The following is a 20,763-nucleotide window of genomic DNA, read 5'->3' as shown; positions in this document are numbered from 1 at the left end:
GCCTTCCCCGAACGCATGCAGCCGCTGGCAAGACCTGGCGAGCAGTCGCCAGGCGGGCGTTGACGGCGCACCCAGAAACGGCGATGCAGGCGTGGTGCAGGCCGATTCCGGGCGCCGGCCACGCCCGCTTGGCACTGCGCAGTCGTTCTGCAGCTGCCGTGACCCAAGCCGCGGGCAGCACCACTTCCACGCTACACTCCAGGGCCTGTAATCCGGCCCGCTTCGCGCATGACTTCTCGTTCGCACGACAACCTGATTCTGAGTCTGCTCGCCGTGTTGATGGCGGCCACGCGGATCAATCACTTCGCGCCGGTTCCGGATGCGTCCTGGGCGGTGTTCTTCATCGGCGGATTTCATCTGGCTGCGCGCACCAAGCTGGCATTTCCGCTGCTGATGCTGCTGGCCGTGGCGGTGGACTGGCTGGTGATCACCGGCCAGGGCCTGAGCTTCTGGCAGCACTACTGCGTGTCGCCGGCGTACTGGTGCCTGATCCCGGCGTACTTCGCGCTGTGGGCCGGCGGCGTATGGCTGCGCCGGCACTACCATGGCGCACAATGGAGCGCGCTGGCGCGGCTGGTGCCGGCCCTGCTGATCGCCGTGGCGCTGTGCCAGCTGATCGCCCAGGGCAGCTTCTACTGGATCAGCGCCAGCGTGGCCGACCCGACCGTGGCCGGCTGGTTCAAGAATTACACCGACTGGCTGGGGCCATATCTGCGCAGTGCCGCGCTGTACGTGGCGGCAGCCGCGGTGATCCAGGTGGCTGCCGAGCGTCTGTCCGCACCGCGTCGCCAGCGCTACGCCGGCTAAGCCATGGGCAACCGTCTCTCTCGTATCTATACGCGGACCGGCGACGACGGCAGCACCGGCCTGGGCGACGGCAGCCGGACCGGCAAGGATGCGTTGCGCGTCAACGCCTACGGCACCGTGGACGAAGCCAATTCGGCGATCGGCGTGCTGCTGGCCGCACCCGGCGTGCCGGAGCCGATCGCCGCACTGCTGACCACCGTGCAGCATCAGTTGTTCGACTTGGGCGGCGAGCTCTGCATCCCCGGCCACGCGGCCATCGACGCGACCGACATCCAGGCGCTGGAGACGCAGCTGGACGCCTTCAACCAGACGCTGCCCGCACTGCAGGAATTCATCCTGCCGGCCGGTGGCGAGGCAGCCGCGCGCTGTCATCTGGCCCGCACCATCGTGCGCCGGGCCGAGCGCGAGACCGTTGCGCTGTCGCGCCAGGAAGCGGTGCGCAGCGAGGCGATCGGCTACCTCAACCGCTTGTCCGACCTGCTGTTCGTGCTGGCGCGCGTGCTGGCGCGTGCCGATGGTCGGCAGGAAGTCCTGTGGCGGCACGACCGCCGACGCGGTTGAGCATGCGCCCGGGTCGGCGCAGAGGCTAGAGTTGCCCCATGTTGGTCTTTACCCATCCCGCCTGCCTCGGTCACGACGCCGGCCCTGAGCACCCGGAAAGCCCCGCCCGCCTGGAAGCGGTGGTCCAGGCCCTGCGCGGCGCATTCCCGGATCTGGACTGGCGCGAAGCGCCGTTGGCCAAGCTGGGCGACCTGTGCCGCGTGCACGAGCGCGAGCAGGTGGATGCGGTACTGGAAACCGCCTTCGACGGCTATCGTCAGCTGGACGTGGATACGCGCATGGTGCCGGCGTCGCGCGCGGCCGCCTTGCGCGCCGCCGGCGCCGGTATCGCCGCCGTCGATGCGGTGATGCAGGACCAGACCCGCACCGCCTTCTGCGCCGTGCGTCCGCCCGGTCACCACGCCACCGCACAGGTGTCGATGGGATTTTGCCTGTTCAACAACATCGCTGTGGCCGCCGCCCATGCGCGCGACCGGCATGGGCTGGAGCGCATCACCATCGTGGATTTCGACGTCCATCACGGTAACGGCACCCAGGCGATCTTCGAACGCGACCCCGCCGTGCAGTACCTGAGCACCCACCAGTCCGGGCTGTATCCGCATTCGGGCAGCGTCTACGAGCGCGGCGTCGGCAATATCCACAACCTGCTGCTACCACCGGGCAGCGATGGACTGCGCTTCCGCAATGTCTGGGAAGACGAGATGCTGCCGCTCGTCGATGCCTTCCGCCCGCAGTTGATCCTGATCTCCGCCGGCTTCGATGCGCATCTGCGCGACCCACTGGCCGACCTGATGCTGGACGACGACGATTTCGGCTGGCTCACCGGCGCGCTGCGCACCCTGGCCGACCGCCATGCACGCGGCCGCGTGGTCTCGATGCTGGAAGGCGGCTACGACCTGCAGGCGCTGCGCGAAAGCAGCGTGGCGCACGTGGCAGCGCTGCGCTGAACCCCGGCCGGGGCGCCGGTCGCGCCATCGGTGGCGATGAACCTCGCCCACCCGGCGCCGGCGCTCTTCATTGCCCCTATGCGGGGTATGCGGCAAGCTAGTCGCCATTTTATTGGTTGAACCCACGCGTGCGCCGAGCTCTCCGCCTGCTGCCCCTGCCTTTGAGCATCGCCATCTGCCTCCCGGCCATGGCTGCCGACAAGCCGTTGAACTGGGGACTGTGCCCGGCCGTAGACCCGCTACCCGGCTTCGACGGCGCCCCTGCCGCCGACCCCAAGGCGGCCGAGATGCGCCAGCAGTTGCCGACCGACATCGAAGGCGACCAGCTCTCCGGCACCAGCACCACCCCGCAATACCAAGGCAATGTTGCGTTGAAGCGCGGCGACCAGTTCCTGGGTGCCGACAACCTGCGCATGGACACCGAAACCGGCAACTACATCGCCGAAGGCAATGTCCGCTACCAGGACACCTCTTTCCGCATGGTCGCCGACCGTGCCGAAGGCAATCAGGATACCGACACCCACAAGGTCACCAACATCCAGTACCAGTTGGTGGAACGCCGCGGCAATGGCGACGCCGAATCGGTGGACCTGCAGGGCCAGGTCGGGCAGATGCATCGATCCACGTACACCACCTGCGACCCCTCGCAGCCGATCTGGCGCGTTCGCGCGCCCGAGATCGACGTCGACAACGAAGAAGGTTTCGGCACCGCGCGTAACGCGGTGCTGCAGATCGGCAAGGTGCCGGTGCTGTACTTCCCGTGGTTCAAGTTCCCGATCGACGACCGCCGCCAGACCGGCCTGCTGTTTCCGCAATTCGGTTTGTCCGGCCGTAACGGCTTCGATTACCTGCAGCCGATCTATCTGAACCTGGCGCCGAACTACGACGCCACGTTGCTGCCGCGCTACATGAGCAAGCGCGGTTTCATGTTCGGCACCGAATTCCGTTACCTGTACGAGGGCGGTCGCGGCGAAGTCACCGGCAATTACCTGCCCAACGACAAGTTGCGCGACAAGGACCGCGGCAGCGTGTTCTACAGCGGCTACCACAACGTCAACACCCACTGGCAAGCGCGCAGCAGCATCTCCTGGGTCAGCGACACGCGCTATGTCGAAGATTTCACCAGCCGTCTGAACGGCATGGGCTCGGCTTCCAGTCTGCAGAGCACCGTGGGCATCTACGGCACCGGGGAAACCTGGACCGCAGGCCTGATGGCCGACCGTTGGCAGCTCACCGACTACACGCTGGACGAGCAGGCCCTGCCCTATAACCGGCAGCCGCGCGCGTATTTCACCTGGGAAAAGCCGCTGGGCATTTTCGAGGCGGGTATCTATGCCGAGGCGGTGCGCTTCACCCACGACGATTCGTACCAGGTGAATTACATCCCGAACGCCAACAACGACAATGGCGACGAGTACGTCCGTACCAATATCCGCAACAAGGAATATGGCAGCGGCGCGCGCCTGGACGTCAAGCCGTATATCTCGATGCCGCTGTCGGGCGCAGCGTGGTTCCTGACGCCCACCGTCGCATGGCGCTACACCGCGTACCAACTGGATTCCACGCTTGCCAACACCGCACCGCTGACCGGCAATCGCACCCCGTCGCGCAGCCTGCCGATCGCCTCGCTGGACGCCGGCCTGTATTTCGATCGCGAAACCTCGCTGTTCGGCACCAACTATCTCAATACGTTGGAGCCGCGCATGTACTACCTGTACGTGCCATATCGCGACCAGGACGATCTGCCGGTGTTCGACACCCGTCCGTTCACCTTCAGCTACGGCCAGCTGTTCCGCGACACCCGCTACACCGGTGCCGACCGCCAGAACGATGCCAACCAGCTGACCCTGGCGGTGACCTCGCGTTGGCTGCGCCAGGACGATGGCCGCGGAAAGCTCTCGCTGAGCGCGGGCCAAATCCTGTACTTCAGCGACTCGCTGGTGACCATCAACAACAGCAACAACTCGGCAGCCGGCAGCGAGCAGACCGTCGAGCAGGGCAAGTCGGCCTGGGTGGCCGACGCCAACTACATGATCAACGACCGCTGGTCGATGGGCGCCACCTACCAGTGGAACCCGAACTCGCGCAAGGAAGATCTGGCCAGCCTGCGCACGCGCTATCTGCTCAACAACGACGGCATCATCAACCTGGCGTATCGCTACCGTCGCAACCTCACCGACAACAGCGACCAGCTCAAACAGGCCGATTTCTCCTTCCTCTACCCGATCAACCCCAGCTGGAGCGCGGTCGGTCGGTATTACTACTCGCTGCTGGACCGCAAGCCGCTGGAAATCATCGGTGGCGTGCAATGGGACAGCTGCTGCCTGGCGGTACGCGGACTGGTGCGCCGATTCGTGCGCAATCGCGATGGCGAGATGGACAACTCGATCCAGATAGAGTTCGTGCTGAAGGGCTTGAGCTCGTTCGGGCAGAACACGGACCGCACTTTGCGCCGTGCTATTCTCGGCTATTACCGCGACGACCTCTACCTGGTCCCGCCCAGCAACACCACGACCAATCCGGACGATTACGATCCGAACCTGATTCCATGACCAAGCCTTTCTCTGTTGTTCTTGCCTCGCTGCTGGCCATCACCAGCACGGTTTCGCCGTTGGCCTCGGCACAGCAATCCCAGCCGCTGGATCGCATCGCTGCCATCGTCGACGAAGACGTGGTGCTGCAGAGCGAGCTCGATCGCGCCGTACGCAACGTCAAGTCGCAGTACGCCGGTCGCGAAAACCAGCTGCCGCCAGACGATGTGCTGCAGCGCCAGGTCCTTGAGCGCTTGGTGCTGGTCAAGTTGCAGGTCAGCCGCGCCGATGGCAACGGTATCCGTGTCAGCGACGAGGAGCTCAACCGCGCCATCGCCAGCATCGCCCAGCAGAACGGCACGACCGTGGATGGCTTGCGCCAGAAGCTGGCGGCCGACGGCATGGGCTACGCCGATTTCCGCGCATCGGTGCGCGACGAGATCATCGTGCAGCGCCTGCGCCAGAGCTTCGCGCAGAGCCGCATCAGCGTGAGCGAAGGCGAGGTGGATACCGCGCTGGCCCAACAGGCCGCCACCGGTAGCCAGTACCACCTGGCGCACATCCTGATCGGCTTGCCGGAAGGCGCAAATGCCGAGCAGATCGCCACCGGCCAGAAGAAGGTCGATGGCGTCAAAGCCTTGATCGACAAGGGCGAGCTGGATTTTTCGGCCGCTGCGGTGCGTTATTCCGATAGCCCCAATGCGCTGGAAGGTGGCGATCTGGGCTGGCGCAGCCTGGATGAAATTCCCAATGCATTCGCGCAGCTGATCCGCGACATGCAGCCTGGCCAGGTGGCCGGACCGCTGCGCGGCCCGAGCGGCTTCCAGCTGCTCAAGCTGGTGGAAATGCGCGACGCCAATGCCGGCGGCGAAAAGAAGATGGTCACCGAGTACCACGCACGCCACATCCTGGTGCGGATCGGCGACAACCAGACCGAGGCGCAGGCCAAGGCCAAGATCGATACGATTCGCGCACGCATCGTCGGTGGCGCCGATTTCCAGGCGACGGCCAAGGAGTCCTCAGAGGACACCAACAGCCGCGGCCAGGGTGGCGATCTGGGCTGGTTCCCAGCCGACGCGTTCGGCCCGGACTTCGGTAAGCAGGTCGAAAGCTTGACCGACGGCGCGGTCTCCGAGCCGTTCCGTACCCAGGCGGGCTGGCACATCGTGCAGCGCGTCGGCAGCCGCCAGACCGACGTCAGCGCCGAGAATCAGCGCGCGCAGGTGCGCGAAACCATCGGTCGCCGCAAGCTGGAAGAAGAGTACAACCGCTATCTGCAGGAACTGCGTGGCGAAGCGTATGTGAGCTACCGCACCGGCGACCGCGCCGATGACAACGCCACTGCCGCTCCAGCCAAATCGCCAGACCCTGCAGCGCCCTCGACGCCGCCGGCAAAGCCGACGCGCTGAGGGCGGGCGCCCGGATCGCATGATGGTCCCGTCGCTCGCGCTGGTGCCAGGCGAGCCGGCCGGAATCGGGCCGGAACTCTGCGTCCGGCTTGCCCAGCAGCCGCGCTCGGACGCGCATCTGATTGCCTACGCCGACCCGGATACCCTGCACAGCGCCGCAACGGCGCTGTCGTTGCCCGTGCGGCTGCTCGAGCCCGACCAGCCCGCACGCGCACCCGGCGACCTGCCGCTGCATCCCATTCGCCAAGCCGTGGCCACGCGCTTCGGCGCCCCTGACCCAGCCAATGCCGCAGCGGTGATCGCCAGCCTGCGCAGCGCCGCGGCCGACTGCCTCGCCGGCCGCCTGCAGGGAATCGTCACTGGCCCGGTGCACAAGGCAGCGATCAACGCCGGCGGTATTGCCTACACCGGCACCACCGAACTGCTGGCCGAACAAGCCGGTTGCCCGGTGGTGATGATGCTGGCCAACAGCATCGTGCGCGTCGCGCTGGTGACGACCCATCTGCCGCTGCGTGCGGTGGCCGATGCGATCACCGCCGATGCCCTGCTGCAGTGTCTGCGCATCACCCATGCAGCGATGCAGCGCGACTTCGGCCTGGAGCACCCGCGCATCGCCGTGCTCGGCCTCAACCCGCATGCCGGCGAAGATGGTCACCTGGGCCGCGAGGAACTGGATATCGTCATTCCGGCGCTGGAGCAACTGCGCGGCGAGGGCATGCAGCTGATCGGCCCGCTGCCGGCGGATACCGCCTTCTTGCCGCAGAAACTGCGTGGTTTCGACGCGGTGGTGGCGATGTATCACGACCAGGGCCTGCCGGTGCTCAAGTACAGCGGCTTCGAGCAGGCGGTGAATATCACCCTGGGCCTGCCCTACCCGCGCGTGGCGGTGGATCACGGGACTGCGCTGGAACTGGCCGGCCGCGGAATCGCGGACCCCTCCAGCCTGATGGCGGCCACTGCGTTGTGCGCGCGATTGGCGGCGCGCCGCTAAAACCACGCGTGCCTGCTCGCTGCGGGCATGCCGCATGATGCACGCCGCCTATCCGCCAAGCGCGGTGCGCGCGCAAACGACACCGCGTGCAGGCGCGGCCTCCGTTAAACTGCGCAGATGAATTCTTCTTTCAGCGCACCGGCCAAGAAGTCGCTTGGCCAGCACTTTCTTGCCGACCGGTATTACATCGACCGCATCGTGCAGGCGGTAGACCCGCGCGCCGGCCAGCATCTGGTCGAGATCGGCCCGGGCCAGGGTGCCATCACCTTTCCGTTGCTGCGCAAGCATGGCGCGCTGACCGTCATCGAATTCGATCGCGACCTGATCGCGCCGTTGACCGAAGCCGCGGCACCGATCGGCGCACTGCGCATCATCCACCGCGATGTGCTCAGCGTGGATTTCACTGCACTGGCCGATGGCACGCCGATCCGCCTGGTCGGCAACCTGCCCTACAACATTTCCTCGCCGATCCTGTTCCATGCGCTGGACCATGCCGCTGCCGTGGCCGACATGCACTTCATGCTGCAAAAGGAAGTGGTCGACCGCATGGCCGCCGGCCCCGGCAGCAAGGTGTACGGACGGTTGAGCGTGATGCTGCAGGCGTATTGCGAGGTGACTGCGCTGTTCGTAGTGCCGCCGGGCGCATTCCGGCCGCCGCCGAAGGTGGACTCGGCAGTGGTGCGGCTGGTGCCGCGCGATCCGGCCACGGTGCTGATCAACGACCGCCGCCGCTTCGCCGATGTGGTGCGCGCCGGGTTCGGGCAGCGCCGCAAGACCCTGCGCAATGCCTTGTCCGCCATTTGCGAACCGGCCCACTTCGACGCTGCGCAGGTGCGCCCGGATGCACGCGCCGAACAACTTGAGGTCGCCGATTTCATCCGGCTGGCCAATGTCGAGCTGGCTTGAGCGCCGTTCCCACACCGTTTTATTTAGACTTTCGCCATGCAAGATGATCCGCGCTACCGGGTCGAGGTCGAGGTATCGCCCCGCTTCCTCGCCCATCAATCCACCCCGGACGAAGGCCGCTATGCCTTTGCCTACAGCATCCGCATCCAGAATGCGGGCGCGGTGCCTGCGCGCCTGGTCGCGCGCCATTGGCAGATCACCGATGGCAACGGACGCACCGAGCAGGTGGATGGCGAAGGGGTGGTCGGCGAACAGCCGTGGCTGCGCCCGGGCGAAGCGTTCCATTACACCTCTGGCGTACTGCTGGAGACCGAGCAGGGACAGATGCAAGGCCACTACGACATGGTGGCCGACGATGGCACCGAATTTATCGCCCCGATCGCCGCCTTCGTGCTGAGCGTGCCCAGGACGCTGCACTGATGGATGCTGGAGTGAGGGAGCGCGCGCAATGAGTGTCTGGGCCATCGGCGATCTGCAAGGTTGCTACGACATCACCCAGCGGTTGCTGGAGAAGATCAATTTCGACCCCGCCCAGGACACGCTGTGGTTCTGCGGCGATCTGGTCAACCGCGGCGGGCAGTCGCTGGAAACCCTGCGCCTGGTGCATTCCTTGCGCGCGCACAGCGTGGTGGTGCTGGGCAATCACGACCTGTCGCTGCTGGCGATCGGCGCGCGCTCGGAAGAAGAGCAACGCAAGGTCAACCCGGATCTGCTGCGCATCGTGATGGCCGAAGATCGCGATGCGCTGCTGGACTGGCTACGCATGCAGAAGCTGGCGCACGTGGACCGCGAACTGGGCTGGATGATGATCCACGCCGGGCTGGCGCCGAAGTGGACCACGCAGATGGCCGAAAAGCATGCACGCGAGGTCGAGCAGCAACTGCAGGGCGGCGGCTATCGCAAGCTGCTGCGCAATATGTACGGCGATCAGCCCGGCTGGTCGCCGGGCCTGAGCGGCTATGACCGTAGCCGCGCCATCATCAATCTGTTCACCCGCATGCGCTATTGCACTCCGCGTGGGCGCATCGCCACCGACGACAAGGGCACGCCGGGCACGCAGGCGCAGGGCCTGTATCCATGGTTCGAAGTGCCGGGACGGGTCGAGCGCGACCTGAAGATCGTCTGCGGGCATTGGTCCGCGCTGGGCCTGACGATCACCCAGGGCGTCCATGCGATCGATACCGGTGCGGTCTGGGGCGGCAAGCTGACCGCGTTGCAGCTGGATACCGACGAACTACGGGTGGTGCAGGTGCCGGGAAATCCGATCACGCATCCGCCGAAAACCGCGCAGCGCCCGCGGCAACCGCGTCGCCGGCAGCGGCAGCGTGGTGGCGACCAAGCGCAGACCGGGCCCGCTCCGACACCGGCATCGACCGGTCCAGCCGGCGGCTGATCCGGCGCTCTTGCGAGCGCTATGCCGTCGCGCCGCCTTCCCGGCACGGGAGTGCTGGGCGGCTTGCAGGCGATACCGCCTATCGGCCGGGTGCGGCCGCAGCTGCCGCGTTGTGCGTTGCATGTTGCAACGGCGCCGGTCGCCCGGGCCGCTCCGGACGCAATGCCGGCCGCCTGTCAGGCCTGCCGCAATGCGTCGACCGGCGCTGGCAGACGCGGCATCGCCGCCAGCAACGCACGCGTATAGGCCGCACGCGGCTGTGCGAACACCTGCTCGGCCGGTCCCGCCTCCTGGACCTGTCCGCGCCGCATCACCAGGATGTCGTGACTGACCTGACGGATCACGCCGAGGTCGTGCGAGATGAAGAGGTAGGCCAGCCCCAGGTGTGCCTGCAGATCGGCCAGCAGGTCGAGCACCTGCGCCTGGACCGATACGTCGAGTGCCGACACCGCTTCATCCAGCACGATCAGGCGCGGCTCGGTGGCGATGGCGCGCGCGATCGCCACGCGCTGGCGCTGGCCACCGGAGAGCTGCAGCGGGAAGCGGTCGGCCAGCGCGGTACCGAGCCGTACCAGTTCGAGCAGCTCGGCGATCCGGGCGCGCTGTGCAGCACGCAGCAGGCCGACCGCATCCAGCGCGTCGCCGAGAATGCGGGCCACCGTCCAGCGGGGGTCGAACGAACTCAGCGGATCCTGGTAGACCGCACTGATCGCACGCCGCCACGGCCGACGTTGCGCTTCGGACACGCGTGCGGCGGCGCTGCCGATCCAGGGCCGGCCGTTCAGCCGTACCTCGCCTGCATCCGCCTCGGTCAGCCCCAGAATCAGCCGTGCCAGGCTGCTTTTGCCGGAACCGGATTCGCCGACCACCCCCAGCGTGCGCCCGGCCTGCAACACCAGATCGACCCCATCGACAGCCAGACGCGCCTCGCCATCCGGACCGCGATAGGCCTTGCGCAAGCCGCGCACCTCCAGCAACGGCGGTGTCGGTGCGTTGGCGGGCTCTGCACTGGCCAGGGCAGTCGCAACGCGCGGCCCGCGGCCGCCGGGAATTGCCGCGAGCAGCGCACGCGTATAGGCATGAGCCGGCCGCTGCAGCACCTGCGCGATCGGCCCCTGCTCGACCACCTCGCCGTGGCGCAGTACCACCACCTCGTCGGCCAGTTGCGCCACCAGCGCCAGATCATGGCTGATGACCAGCAATGCGCCACCGCGTCGCTTGATCGCCTGCAAGGCCGCCAGCACCTGCACCTGCACGGTGGCGTCCAGTGCGGTGGTCGGCTCGTCGGCGATCAGAATGCCGGGTGCGTTGGCCAGCGCCGAGGCGATCAACGCGCGTTGGCGCAATCCGCCGGATAGCTGGTCCGGGCGTTGGCGTGCGCGCAAGGCCGGTTCCGGCACACCAGCTTGTTGCAGCAGCTCCAGCACCCGTTCGCGACGGCGTGCGCGATCGCCCCAGCCGTGTGCGGCCAATGCTTCCTCGATCTCGCGGCCGACCGGGCGCAACGGGTCCAGCGATACCAGTGCGTCCTGCAGAACGAAGCCGATGTCCTTGCCGCGTAACTCCTGCCATTGCCGCTCGCTGTAGCCGCGCAGATCGCGGCCGGCATGCGCCAGCACGCGTGCGCTGACCTGCGCGTGCGCACCGGCCAGGCCGACCAGGCTGCGCGCACTGACGCTCTTGCCCGAGCCGGATTCGCCGACCAAGGCCACCGCACGCCCCGGCGCCAGGCTGAAGGACAGTTCGCGCACCACCGTGAGCGCAGGCTGGCCGGGCCGTGCGAACGTGACGGTGAGGCCATCCACGCGCAGCAGCGGCGTGCTCATGGGCTGCGTCCTTCCAGACGCCGCTGCAACCAGCGTCCGAGCACGCTGGTGGACAGCGTGGTGAGCACGATGAACACGCCGGGGAAGAAGCTCATCCACCAGGCCAGGGCGACGAAGTCGCGCCCCACCGACAGCAGGGTGCCCCACTCCGCCGCCGGTGGCGGCTTGCCCAGCCCGAGAAAACTCAGTGCCGACGCCCACACGATGATCTGGCCCACGCCCAGGGTGACCGTGACCAGCAGCGGCCGCATCGCATTGGGCAGGATGTGCCGCAGCACGATCCGCCACGGCCCATGGCCAAGCACGCGCGCCGCTTCCACGTAGCCGGAACCGCGCACCGTCAGCACCTGCGCACGCACCATGCGTGCATAGCCGGGCGCACAGCCCACACCGGTGGCCACGATCACCGGCCCCAGCCCGGCCCCGAACACCGCGACCAGCAGCAAGGCCAATACCAGCGACGGAAACGCGAACAGCACGTTCAAGGCAGCGCCGATGCAGCGATCGAGCAACCGCCCGCCGAGCCCGGCGGCCAGCCCCAAGACGATGGCCACACTCATCGCCAGGGCGGTGGCGGCCACGCCGATCGCCAGCGATTCACGCGCGCCGTAGACCACGCGTGCCCACAGATCGCGGCCGGAGGCATCGGTGCCGAACCAGTGCGCCCAGCTCGGCGCCTGGAACGCCTGCCGCGGCGCCACCGCCAGCGGGTCGGCGCCGGCGAACAGGGCTGGCGCCAGCACCAGCGCGAGCAGCAAGCTGAAAAAGGCAGCCGCCAACGCGGGCCCGGGAGGCAGCGCGATCAGCCAGCGCAGTGCGCCACGGACACGCGCGCACAGCGCGCAGGGAGGGAGCGCACGAGACAGCGTTGCGGTATTCATCGGGACTCTCCGGACAGACGCGGATCGACCAATCGCTGCAGGGCGTCGATCGACAGGTTGGCGATCACATAAACCGCCGCGATGAACAACACGATGCCCATCGCCAGCGGCAGATCCTGCGCCTGCACCGCGTAGAACAGCTGCCGGCCAACGCCTTTGCGCGAGAAGATCACCTCGGTGACCACCGCACCGCTGATGGTGGCGCCGATTGCCCAGCCGGACAGACTCAGCCCCGGCAGCAAGGCGTGCCGCAGGGCGTGACGCAGGCGGACGGCCCCCTCGCCCAGGCCGCGGGTCCGCGCCGACAACACGAACGGCTGTTCCAGCGCCAGCGCCATCGACTCGCGGGTGACCTGCGCCAGGAAGCCGGCCAGCGGCAACGCCAGCGTCAGTGCCGGCAGGATCAGGCTGCGCAGACCATCGCTGCCGGCCGGCGGCAGCACCCGCAGGCCGAACGCGAACACGGCCAGTAACACCAGTCCGAGCCAGAACTGCGGCAATGCGGCCGACACCGTTTCGAGCGTGGAAAACAGCCGGTCGCGCCAGCCGCGGCGCACGCTCGGCAGCACCGACGCCAACGCCAGCAGCCAGGCCAGCAGCAAGGCTGCGCCAGTCAGCTGCAGGGTCGCCCCGGCCTGCTCGCGCAGCACCTGCACCACCGGCAGGTGCTGGGAATAGGAGGTGCCCAGGTCGCCTTGCACCAGCCGGCCCAGGTGCGCCACGTACTGCCGGAGCAATGGCTGGTCGAGCCCGTACTCGCGGCGTACCGCGGCCAGCGTCTCGGCGGTTGGATTCGCGCTGGAGCCGCCCAGGATCGCCAGCGCCGGATCGCCCGGCATCAACCGCAACACCAGGAACAACAACGTGGCCGCAGCCCACAGCACCAGCGCCGCACCGAGCAGATGCGTTGCCAGCGCGCGCAGCTGGCGCGCCCATGGGGCATGGCGGAGTCTTCCGATCGCGATCGCATTCATTTGCTCACCCAGGCGTCGTACAGCGTGGTGACCTGCAGCGCTGGCTCCAGCGCCACGCCGTGCGCGGTCTTGTAGATGCCCAGCCGCGTGCTCTGCGGATAGGTGGTGAGTTGCAGGAACTGGCCGGACGCGATGCGCTGGGCCTGGTGGTAGAGCTGCGCACGCTGCTGCGGGTCCTGGGTGGCCAGCGCCTGCGCCACCACCGCATCGAACTGCGCATCCGCAAAGCCTGCGCCATTCTGGTGGAAGCCGCCCTTGCCGCCGACCGGGGCCAGGAATTGCGAGCCGAAGATGATCCGCAGCACGTCGGCGGTATTGGTGTTCCAGTAGCCCACGCGCACGTCGTAGTCCCAGGCTGCCTGGCGCTGCTGCAAGAGCGCGTCGCTGAGCAGGTGCAGCCGTACCTCGAAACCGGTGCCGCGCGCGGTGGCCTGCACCTGCTCCCACAGCGTCTGTTCGGCCGGCCAGGTCTGGCTGCGCATCAGCACATCCACGCTCAGGCGGCGGCCGTTCTTGCTGCGGTAACCGGCGCCATCGCGCCGGGTCCAGCCGGCCTGATCGAGCAGGCGGTTGGCGCGTGCCGGGTCGTAGTCGGCGGCGTGTTCGAAGTCGGCGCTGTAGAACGGCGTGCCGGGACTGAGCGGGCCGCCGGCGCGCGCGAATTCGCCGAAGAACACGCTCTGCAAGGCGCCCTCGACATCGGCCGAGCGCAGGAAGGCCTCACGCACGCGGATATCGTCGAACGGCGCGCGGGTCAGGTTGAGCGTGCCGTTGGTGGGGTTGCCGGGCCGATTGGCGACCAATAGCGAGAGCTCGGGATTGATGCGCGCCAGCGCGTGCGCTTCGGGCGGCAGGGTGTCGATGACATCGACCTCGCCAGCCTGCAACGAGGCGAAGCGCACCGACGGTTCGGCGATGAATTTCCACACCACCCGATCCAGATAGGCCGGGCCGTTGTGGCGGGCGGTCGGCGGCGCCCAGGCATACTCCGGATTGCGCACCAGCACCAGCTGGTTCTGGCGGTCCCAGCGCTCCACCTTGAACGGCCCGGAGCCGACCGGCTGCTGACAGTTCTGCTCGCGCGAACGGGCCAGCGCGGCCGGCGACTGCAAGCCGAGAAACCCCTGCGCCATGACTTCCAGAAATGCCGCGTACGCACTGTCGAGATGCACGATTGCGGTATGCGTATCGACGATCTCGGTGCGGCGGTACTGGCGGATGTAGCCGCCGGCGGTGCTGGACTGGGTATGCGGATTGGCAATGTGGTCCAGGTTGGCCTTGAGCGCTTCGGCGGTGAACGGCGCGCCGTCGCTGAAGCGCACGTCCTCGCGCAGGTGGAAGGTGTAGGCGGTCCCGTCGGCGGAGACCTCCCAACTGCGCGCCAGCCATGGCCCGATCCGGCCCCGCGCATCCATCGATACCAGCGAATCGAGGTATTGGCGGGCCACGAACACCTGCGGCATGTCTCCCTGCACATGCGGGTCCAGGCAGGTGGGCTCGCGGTCGGTGGCGTAGATCAGCGTGCCGCCCTGGCGCGGAGCGGTGCCGGCAGCCGCCGACGCCGCGGGTTGCTGGCGACAGCCGGCCAGTGCCAGCACCGCCAACGCCACGCCGAGCGCCGCCTTCATCCGCCGCTCCCGGCTGCCGCCAACGGCGCCGGAAACCGCAGCGGCGGCGGTGGCACCTTGAGATTGGCGGGGTCGCGATAACGCGCACCGAAATGATCGTCCGGCAAGCGAGCCTGGCCTGCGCCGAACAGCCGTTCGCGCAGCGTCTCGCCATCGCGATACGTCTGGCGGAAGCGACCGCGCCGGCGCAGTTCCGGCACCACCAGTTCGATGAAATCGCGTGCGGTCTCGAACGACAGATACTGGCGCAGGTTGATGCCGTCGATGTCGTCTTCGTCGAGCCAGCGCTCGATGGTGTCGGCCACGCCGGTCGGCGTGCCGGCAACGAAATACCGCTCGCGGTCGAACGCCTCCAGCCGCGTCAGCACCTGTCCGACCGTCCACTGCGGGTCGAAGCCGGCCAGTACGCCACGGCCGATCCCGCTGGCGCTGCCCTTGCCGCGCCCGCCGACGATTTCGCCGATTACCAGATCGCGAGGATAGGCAAGCAGATCGATGTCCGACTGCGCGTGCACCAGGCCGCCGCGCACGCTCATCAGCGCGCGGTAGCTGTCGAGTTTGGCCGCGACCTCTGCATCGGTCCGGCCGACGATCACCCCGGCCTGCACCACGAACCGGATCGCGCGCGGATCGCGCCCCTGCGCTTCCACGCGCGCGCGGGTCTTGGCGATATTGGCGCGCACGTCGGCGGCGGTCAGCCCGCCGGTGAACACCACTTCGGCATGCCGCGCGGCGAATTCCAACCCGGCCGCCGAGCCGGAAGCCTGGAACAGCAGCGGCGTGCGCTGTGGCGAGGGCTGGCTCAGATGCGGGCCGGCGACCTTGAAGTAGGCGCCGTGGTGATCGATCTGGCGCACCTTGGACGGATCGGTGTAGATGCGCCGCTCACGGTCCTGGATCACCGCATCGTCGTCCCACGAGCCTTCCCACAGCTTGTACAGCACGTCCAGATATTCATCGGCGATCTCGTAGCGTTGATCGTGCGGCACCTCGCCTTCCAGGCCGAAGTTGCGTGCCGCATTGGGCAGGTAGGAGGTCACGATGTTCCAGCCGACCCGGCCGCGGGTCAGGTGATCGAGGGTGCTCATGCGCCGTGCGAACGCGAACGGCGGCTCGTAGGTGGTGGAGAAGGTCGCGCCGAAGCCCAGATGCCTGGTCACCTGCGCCATCGCCGGGATCAACAGCAGCGGATCGTTGCTGGGAATCTGCACCGCCTCTTCCAGCGCGGCCTTCGCACCGTGCCCGAAGCTGTCGTAGGCGCCGATCACATCGGCCAGAAAGATGCCGTCGAAGGTGCCGTATTCCAGCAGCTGTGCCAGTTCGGTCCAGTACTCCAGATCGTTGAACCGGTGCCGGTTGTTGTCCGGATGCGCCCACATGCCGTGCACGATGTGACTGACGCAGTTCATTTCGAACAGGTTGACGTGCAATTGTTTGGGGTCGGCATTGCCGCTCATGCAGTCGCTCCCGTCGACACGCTCGCATCTGCGCCGGCCGCACTCTGGGATGTGGTGCCGGCGAACCACGCCTCGCGTGGACGACGACCGTTCAATCGCCAGTCGCCAAGCGCACGTTCGCGCAGGATCGCCGGGTTATGCGAGGCGATGGTGCGCGCGTTGCGCCAATGCCGGTCCAGCGCACGCTCACGCGCGGTCGCCGAGGCGCCACCGACCTCGAAGACCAGCGTGCTGGCCTCCAGCACCAGTGGCAACACCACCTGCTGGCCGTGATAGGCGGCCAGATCGGCGGCGATGTAATCGGCCTCTGACGCGGTGCCGGCATGATGCGCGAGGTGGGCCTGCTGCAACGAGACGCCGACCTGCTCCACCACCGCGTCTGCAGCGAAGGCCAGGCTCGACAAGCGGCCGACCACCCGCTGCACCAGTGGATCGTCGGCCGGCCGCGTCTGCCCGGGCACGCCGAATACGCGGGTGCGGGCGCGCACGAATTCCACGCCATCGCGCAGCACCGCACGCGCGATCCCGGTCAAGGTCGCCAGGTGCACGCTCTGGTAGAACGCGGTGAGATAGTTGTCCGGCCGCGCCTGCCCGGCGGGATGCCGGTGCAGCACATGCTCGTCCTGCAGCCGCACCGCCCTGAAATGGGTGCTGCCGCTGCCGGTCAGGCGCTGGCCGAAGCCGTCCCAATCGTCGATCCGCGTCACCCCCTGAGCATCGGCAGGCACCGCGAGCGCGAGCTGGTCGCCACCGTCCACGGCGGCCGCCAGGATCCAGTCGGCGTAGAGCGTGCCGGTGGAATAGAACTTCTCGCCATCCAGCTGCCAATGCGCCCCGTCGCGACGCAGCGTCAGCGTGTTCTCGGTGGCCGGGCCGCGCTCGGCCATGGCCGCCCCGAAGAGCGCGCCGGCGGCCACGCGCGGAAACCAGCGCGCGCGTAACGCCGCATCGTCTGCAGTACTGCCGTACAGGCCTTCCACGAAGCCGAAATGCGCACGCAGGATCTGCGGCAGATTGGAATCGGCTTCGCCGAGCCGGGCCAATAGTCGCAACAGCTGCGGCAGGCTCGCACCGAGGCCGCCGTGGGCCTGCGGCACGCGCACGGCGCCGAAGCCGGCCGCCCGCAGCCAGGCAACCGGCTCATGGGCCAGGATGCGCTCGCGCTCGCGCGCCAGTGCGCCCTCGGCGATGCGCGCAAACACCGGATCGAAGCGCTGCGCCAGCGCCGCATCGGTCGGCGCGCCGAGCTGCGGCGACGTATCGGAGGGAAAGACAGCTTGAGCATTCATGGGGAGCTCCAAAGGTAGGGAATAGCGATCCAGGGGCTGCCGGGATGCGTGCGGCCCCAGGCGTAACGCGTGGCCGGCGGCATGGCCGCACGCCGATGCCGCAGGGCCTGCTGCTGCGTCGCGCTGCCGGCGTCGTCGAACGCGGTCTCGCGCTGGCGCGGACACGGCCGTGTCTGCGGATCCGCACCGAGCTGCGCGCAGAGCGTGGCCGAAACGCGACGATTGCCCAAACCGCGCATGTTGCTCTTCAACCCGTCGGCGCCAGCTGCGGCCAACGCAACGACGCCGGGCTGATACGCCAGCACATCCTGTCTGGTCGCGACGCGTCGCCGCCGCTGCTGCAGATCGATCGGGATCGCGCCACCCGCTACAGCGTGCAGAGCGGCGTGCGCAGCGTCCTTCGCCGCCACGCCGTCAGCATCGACCTGCATCGCGGCCAGCACGCCAACGTGCGTAGCGACCGCATCGCCGGCCACCGCAGGGCATGCATCGCCCATGCATGCCACTGCCAGCCGACCGCCGCACTGCGAAGGAAAGGTCGTACGGTGATGCAAGTGGGCTTGTCGACCTCTTGCGGTTTCCAGCAATGCCATTCGTATCGCTCCAGGTGTTGGATCTCGCTGCGCGCCGGTGGTATGCGTGGCCTCATCGCAGTCCGCACGCCCATTGCAGGCCCATTGCCTGCCCATCGCATGCCCACGCCAGCAGGACGGAACTGCAGCAATTGCCGCGTCGACGCAGCAATCTCCGTAATCAATTTCGATCATGACCTGCCATCAGCCGCTGATCCAGCGTCCACACAGCAGCAAAATCCATTTACTGATAATCCCCGGAAATCACCTGATGGCATGCACATTTGCAACGACCTCGGAAACGCGACGAACACATGCGCTCATCGGCGACGGCAAGCAGCGGCCGCACTCAAAAGCGAAGCGATGCGCCGGCAAAAACGCTGAAACCGTCGCCGACATAGAACACATTGGAATCGCGCCCTTGCAGGTCGTAGGCGGTGCTGGTGGCAGTGGCGTAATGTTTGTTCGCCAGGTTGCGTAAATCGACCCAGGCGCTCCAGCGCCCGCTCGGCAAGCCGTAACCGAGCTTGGCGCCCAGCAAGCCGTAACCGGGCGCCCTGAGCGTATTGGCGAAATCGACGTAATAGCTGGACGCTGCGCGCACATTGAGATGCGCATAAAAGCCGCTGCCATGCGCGTATTGCAACTCGGCCTGATAGACCTGCCGCGGCAAGCCGGGCAACGCATTCTGCGCGAACGCGGCATCGCGGCGGTAATGAAAGTCGTTGAGGGTATAGGCCTGGCGCAGACTCAACCCGCTGCCATCGTCGCCGTCCCATACGCGCGTACTCAGCGCGGCCTCGATGCCCTGATGCACGGTCGGCCCGGCGTTGGCGTTGGCCACCACCGCATCGGTACTGGCAGTGGCCTGCTGGGTCACCACGGTCAGCAGTTCGTCGTTGATCCAGGAGCGGTAGATGGTGAGGCTGCCATCGAAGATGCCGTGGCTACCGCGGACGCCCGCTTCGGCGGTGGTGGCTTTTTGCGGCACCAACGGCCGCGCGAACGGTGTGGCCACCCCGCCGCCGCTGATCTGCCAGGTGACCGGCGGATCGATCGAGCGGCTCACATTGGCAAATGCCTGCAGATCCGGCGTCAGCCGATAGCGCAGCCCCAGGCGTGGGGCTGCGTACCATGTATCCAATGCATAACGCTGCGGATACACGCTGGTGTTGGCGGTGGTCGACTGCACCACGCGCACGTCCCGATCGATATTGATCAGCGACACGCCTGCCGACAGCCATGAGGACGCATCCAGTTGCAACTCGCCACCGAGCGCCAGCACGGTGTCGCGCGACCCGGTATAGCGCACCTCCTTGAGCAGGCGCCAGCTGTCGCGGTCGTGGGTGCGCGCATCGCCGAACGCCAGCCGCGTATCGCTCCAGGTCACGCTGGTGTCCAGGTTGCGGCCGAACAAGATGTCGCCGCTGCGCAAGTAACGCACGCTGGTATTGATGTCGGTCGATCGCCACAGGTTCGGCGTGGTGGAATAACGCCAGCTGTTGTAGAGCGGATAGTTGTTGAGGTCCACCCCCAACTCCAGGCGCGCGTCATCGTCGAAGACATAGGTGGTTTTGCTACCCACCAGCGTGGTGCCGCCTTTCTTGCGGCCATAGGGGGCCGGGTTGGCACGCGAGCCGCTGTTGATCTGCGCCAGGGTCAGCGTGCCACCGTTGATCAACTCTTCTTCGCGGTAACGCAGCAGCAGGCGCGTATCCAGGCGCGGGCCGAAGCGATACCCAAGATTGGCGACCAGCTCGCGGCCGTTGGTGTCGGTAAGGTCCTGGTAGCCGTCGCGGCTGTTGTGCAGCAGCGACATGTACCAATCGAAATTCCCTGCCACACCGCCGTTGCTGATCTGCTGCTTGCGAAAGCCGTAGCTCCCCGCCTCTACCCGCAGATATGTTCCCGGCGAGGTCTGCCCGGTGTGGGTGACGAAGTTGATCGCGCCGCCAAGACTGGTGGCCGCATATTGAAAAGCGTTGGCGCCGTACAGCACTTCGGTGTAATTCACTCCGGCGATGCTGAGCAGATCTTCCTGAGTTCCCCCGGGACCGGTGATCGGCAGACCGTCGAACAGAAACTTGGTGCCCAGCACGTAGCCGCCATAAAAGGTATTCAGGCCGGAGCCGCGAATGGAGATCTTGGCGGCCGCGTTGCCGCTGGTGGACTGCGCGAATACGCCCGGCTGGAAAGCCAGCACGTCTTCGGCGCTGGCAGCGCGCCCACGTTCCACCTGCTCGTTGTCCACCAGCGCCGTGTTGCCGGCAACCGTCTGCAAGGCTTGCTCGGCTTGCGCCTGTTCCGGCTTGCGCTCGGCCTTGATCGTCACCGCCTGCAACGTGTGCACCTGTGCATCGGTCTCGGCATCGGTCGGCTGCGCTTGCGCCGGCAGCTGCGCCGAAGCGGCCATCACCCAGGCAATCGCCGAGTACAGCACTGCGCGTCTGTTCGTGGACATCGTGTTCTCCGCTTGATCGTCTGCGCATCGTGGCGCGGCTGGATGCTGCACACGCACATCGCGTGCCAGCGACGCGCCAAGGCCGTCGCACATGGAATCACGCGCAAAAATGCCGTCGATAACGCTCAGC

17 protein-coding genes and 1 other RNA gene are annotated in these 20,763 nt (G+C 67.2%); 10 read left to right on the top strand and 8 right to left on the bottom strand.

All coding sequences use genetic code 11. From position 1 onward, the window contains the following. Positions 1-22: 22 nt before the first annotated feature. A non-coding RNA gene (locus F7R02_RS00445) (sX9 sRNA) lies at positions 23-100 on the bottom strand. 128 nt (positions 101-228) lie between these two features. On the opposite strand from F7R02_RS00445, the gene F7R02_RS00440 reads away from it, so the two are divergent. From F7R02_RS00440 to F7R02_RS00400, 9 genes are all read left to right on the top strand, one after another. Further along, entirely contained in the window at positions 229-807 is a 579-nt protein-coding gene (locus tag F7R02_RS00440; protein WP_078590001.1) for a hypothetical protein, read from the top strand. A gap of 3 nt (positions 808-810) precedes the next feature. Then, complete coding sequence (locus F7R02_RS00435; protein ID WP_005921106.1) at positions 811-1,368, top strand: cob(I)yrinic acid a,c-diamide adenosyltransferase; 558 nt, start codon at positions 811-813, stop codon at positions 1,366-1,368. Between the two features lie 38 nt (positions 1,369-1,406). After that, positions 1,407-2,315 carry a histone deacetylase family protein gene (locus F7R02_RS00430; protein ID WP_005921104.1) on the top strand — a complete coding sequence of 303 codons (909 nt, stop codon included), beginning with the start codon at positions 1,407-1,409 and terminating at the stop codon, positions 2,313-2,315. Positions 2,316-2,443: 128 nt separating this feature from the next. Beyond that, positions 2,444-4,867: an LPS-assembly protein LptD gene (gene lptD / locus F7R02_RS00425; RefSeq protein WP_078590030.1), complete on the top strand. Its 2,424-nt coding sequence runs from the start codon at positions 2,444-2,446 to the stop codon at positions 4,865-4,867. Then, on the top strand, positions 4,864-6,255 hold the full coding sequence (locus tag F7R02_RS00420; RefSeq protein ID WP_078515113.1) for a peptidylprolyl isomerase: 1,392 nt from the start codon (positions 4,864-4,866) through the stop codon (positions 6,253-6,255). The genes lptD and F7R02_RS00420 overlap by 4 nt, the downstream gene beginning before the upstream one ends. Before the next feature lie 19 nt (positions 6,256-6,274). Further along, positions 6,275-7,246, top strand: a complete 972-nt coding sequence (pdxA, locus tag F7R02_RS00415) for a 4-hydroxythreonine-4-phosphate dehydrogenase PdxA (RefSeq protein WP_167520941.1) — start codon at positions 6,275-6,277, stop codon at positions 7,244-7,246. Positions 7,247-7,363: 117 nt separating this feature from the next. Continuing rightward, positions 7,364-8,152, top strand: a complete 789-nt coding sequence (gene rsmA / locus F7R02_RS00410; protein WP_003487450.1) for a 16S rRNA (adenine(1518)-N(6)/adenine(1519)-N(6))-dimethyltransferase RsmA — start codon at positions 7,364-7,366, stop codon at positions 8,150-8,152. A gap of 36 nt (positions 8,153-8,188) precedes the next feature. Then, positions 8,189-8,572, top strand: coding sequence for a Co2+/Mg2+ efflux facilitator ApaG/CorD (gene apaG, locus F7R02_RS00405; protein ID WP_003487449.1), 384 nt, complete (start codon positions 8,189-8,191; stop codon positions 8,570-8,572). 28 nt (positions 8,573-8,600) lie between these two features. Next, a complete protein-coding gene (locus F7R02_RS00400; protein ID WP_003487447.1) occupies positions 8,601-9,545 on the top strand; it encodes a symmetrical bis(5'-nucleosyl)-tetraphosphatase in 945 nt (314 codons plus the stop codon). Positions 9,546-9,721: 176 nt separating this feature from the next. Here F7R02_RS00400 and F7R02_RS00395 read toward each other — a convergent pair whose 3' ends face one another. The 6 genes from F7R02_RS00395 to F7R02_RS00370 are packed head-to-tail and all read right to left on the bottom strand — an operon-like array spanning position 9,722 to position 17,600. Further along, positions 9,722-11,371, bottom strand: coding sequence for a dipeptide ABC transporter ATP-binding protein (locus F7R02_RS00395; RefSeq protein WP_078590000.1), 1,650 nt, complete (start codon positions 11,369-11,371; stop codon positions 9,722-9,724). After that, positions 11,368-12,252, bottom strand: a complete 885-nt coding sequence (locus tag F7R02_RS00390) for an ABC transporter permease (RefSeq protein WP_078589999.1) — start codon at positions 12,250-12,252, stop codon at positions 11,368-11,370. Before F7R02_RS00390 ends, F7R02_RS00395 begins: the two co-directional genes overlap by 4 nt. Continuing rightward, a complete protein-coding gene (locus F7R02_RS00385; RefSeq protein WP_005910674.1) occupies positions 12,249-13,226 on the bottom strand; it encodes an ABC transporter permease in 978 nt (325 codons plus the stop codon). Before F7R02_RS00385 ends, F7R02_RS00390 begins: the two co-directional genes overlap by 4 nt. Then, complete coding sequence (locus tag F7R02_RS00380; RefSeq protein ID WP_078589998.1) at positions 13,223-14,854, bottom strand: ABC transporter substrate-binding protein; 1,632 nt, start codon at positions 14,852-14,854, stop codon at positions 13,223-13,225. The genes F7R02_RS00385 and F7R02_RS00380 overlap by 4 nt, the downstream gene beginning before the upstream one ends. Then, positions 14,851-16,311, bottom strand: a complete 1,461-nt coding sequence (locus F7R02_RS00375; RefSeq protein ID WP_003487435.1) for an LLM class flavin-dependent oxidoreductase — start codon at positions 16,309-16,311, stop codon at positions 14,851-14,853. Before F7R02_RS00375 ends, F7R02_RS00380 begins: the two co-directional genes overlap by 4 nt. Next, the gene (locus F7R02_RS00370) at positions 16,308-17,600 is read right to left on the bottom strand and encodes an acyl-CoA dehydrogenase family protein (protein WP_003487433.1); all 1,293 of its coding nucleotides are present in this window, start codon (positions 17,598-17,600) and stop codon (positions 16,308-16,310) included. The genes F7R02_RS00375 and F7R02_RS00370 overlap by 4 nt, the downstream gene beginning before the upstream one ends. 95 nt (positions 17,601-17,695) lie before the next feature. On the opposite strand from F7R02_RS00370, the gene F7R02_RS26275 reads away from it, so the two are divergent. After that, positions 17,696-18,556 (top strand): hypothetical protein, encoded by an 861-nt coding sequence (locus F7R02_RS26275; protein WP_167520940.1) that lies wholly within the window; start codon positions 17,696-17,698, stop codon positions 18,554-18,556. Here the strand turns inward: F7R02_RS26275 and F7R02_RS00360 are convergent. Beyond that, a complete protein-coding gene (locus F7R02_RS00360; RefSeq protein WP_235857331.1) occupies positions 18,522-20,633 on the bottom strand; it encodes a TonB-dependent receptor family protein in 2,112 nt (703 codons plus the stop codon). The genes F7R02_RS26275 and F7R02_RS00360 overlap by 35 nt on opposite strands. Positions 20,634-20,763 lie beyond the last annotated feature (130 nt).

This window comes from Xanthomonas cissicola (assembly GCF_008801575.1).
In the GTDB taxonomy this organism is placed as follows: Bacteria; Pseudomonadota; Gammaproteobacteria; order Xanthomonadales; family Xanthomonadaceae; genus Xanthomonas; species Xanthomonas cissicola.
Note: the sequence above shows the minus strand (reverse complement) of the source record. Positions and strands in the feature narration are given on the sequence as shown.